The sequence below is a fragment of the Streptomyces sp. NPDC058864 genome (assembly GCF_042742985.1).
In the GTDB taxonomy this organism is placed as follows: Bacteria; Actinomycetota; Actinomycetes; order Streptomycetales; family Streptomycetaceae; genus Actinacidiphila.
On sequence record NZ_JBHYMQ010000161.1, the window covers coordinates 1 to 1471 of the forward strand.

The 1471-nt window shown below is 69.3% G+C and carries 1 protein-coding gene; it reads right to left on the reverse strand.

Annotated elements, in window-relative coordinates; genetic code table 11:
- Positions 1 to 1202: IS110 family RNA-guided transposase (locus ACFW3D_RS42125; RefSeq protein ID WP_500513789.1), on the reverse strand; the 1202-nt coding region annotated here is incomplete at its 3' end.
- Positions 1203 to 1471: the final 269 nt, after the last annotated feature.

The following is a 1471-nucleotide window of genomic DNA, read 5'->3' on the forward strand; positions in this document are numbered from 1 at the left end:
GCGAGGTGGGGGGTTCTGGGTTGGTAGAGGGTGCCGTCGCGGAGCATGGCGAACAGCACGCTGGTGCGGTGGCGGGCGAGTCGGAGCAGGGCCTGGGTGTGGGTTTTGCCGCGGTCTCGGCACTTGTCGTAGTAGGTGCGGGATGCGGGGTCGTGGAGGGCGGCGAACGCTGACAGGAACATCGCCCGTTTCAGCTGCCGGTTTCCGCCTCGGGGTGCGTGTTCGCCGTGGATCGAGGTGCCGGACTGTCTGGTGGTGGGGGCCAGGCCGGCGTAGGAGGCGAGGTGGGCGGCGCTCGGGAACGAGCTGCCGTCGCCGATGGTGACCAGGAGGACTGCGGCGGTCCTGACGCCGACGCCGGGCAGCGACGTCAGGACCTCGGAAAGAGGGTGGGCCTCCAACAGGGCCTCGATCTGGGCTTCCAAGGCTCGTCGTTGTTCGTGGACGGCCGCCAGCGACTTGGCCAGCGAAGGCACGACGATGTCGAGGGTGCCCGTGCCGGGAACGATGACGGTCTGTTCGTCGAGTGCGTCGAAAACGTCGTCGATCAGCCGGGTGGCCATGCGCGGGGCCTTGGGCCGAATGGCCTCGACGAGCCTGCGGCGGCCAGCTTTGCGCAGGGCGTTCGGAGATCCGTAACGCTCCAGCAGCCAGGTGACGGCCTGGTGGTCCAGGCGGGGCCCCAGGACGCGTTCCAGCGAGGGATGGAACTGGGTGAGCAGGCCCCGGATGCGGTTGGAGGTGCGGGTGGCCTCGGCCGCCAGATCCTGGTCGAAGCCCACGAGAACGGTCAGCTCGGCGGTGACCTCGTCGGTCAGCTCCAGGCAGCGCAGCGTGTGGGGCATGGTGCGGGCGGCGTCCGCGATCACCGCGGCGTCCTTCGCGTCGGTCTTGGCCTCACCCGGGTAGAGGTCGGCGATCCTGCGCATCGCAAGGCCCGGTAGGTAGGCGACCTGGCAGCCCGCGTCACGGGCCACGGTCAGTGGGAGGGCGCCGATCGAGGCGGGCTGGTCCACGATCACCAGCACCGTGCCGAACTTGTCCCGGAGCTTGTCGAACACCGCCCGCAGTTTCGGTTCGCTGTTGGGCAGGGGCTTGTCGAAGACCTTCTTGCCGGCCGGGGTCAGGCCGTGGCCGTGATGTGTGCTCTTGCCGACGTCCAGGCCCAGGTAGACGCCCACGTCGGTGGTGTCGAAGGTCATCGCTTCCCTCTCCCCAGCGGGTCGCTTGCCGTGCCGGCCCCCGTGTCGGTGTCGTACGCGCGCATCCACGTTATGCAGACCTGCCGCCCGGATACGGCCGGGCATTGCGCCCGGCCGGGCGGTAGTCGGGCCTCTGATCAGCGTCTCCGACGACACCCCTCGGGCCCGGTGACACCACCCCCCAGGTCATCCGTTCGACAGGGGGTAACAGTCATGCCGGGCCCGAAGGCCAGCGGCCCCATTGCAGGACCGCGAAAAACATAACGGGG